At 72.6% G+C, this 307-nt stretch carries 1 pseudogene; it reads left to right on the plus strand.

The features are described 5' to 3' along the window. Positions 1 to 231 (plus strand): annotated as a pseudogene (locus tag EXE45_RS18660) (hypothetical protein); the annotation flags it as partial. Positions 232 to 307 lie beyond the last annotated feature (76 nt).

Raw genomic sequence — 307 nt, forward strand, 5'->3', positions numbered from 1 at the left:
TCCTCGGAAGCGAGGCGGATCGTCGACCGCGCGGCGGTCGAGGAGTACGGCGAGACGCACCCGTACTCCGACGCCTACGCGGAGCTGGTCCGCGCGCTCGACTCGCGCCACTTCCTCGACGGGGACGTGCGGAACGACGGCGGCGTCGGCGAGGGGCGGGAAGAGCTGATCCGCTACGGCGACGAGTACTACGAGCGCTACCTGCGGATCACGGGCGGGAAAGCGGAGTGACCGGTCGGCGCAGTCCGCCGCCGGCTCAGCGGACCGCCGCGTACGCCTCGGCCATCACGTCGAGCGCCTCGCGCAG

The organism is Halorubrum sp. SP9, assembly GCF_005435015.1.
In the GTDB taxonomy this organism is placed as follows: Archaea; Halobacteriota; Halobacteria; order Halobacteriales; family Haloferacaceae; genus Halorubrum; species Halorubrum sodomense.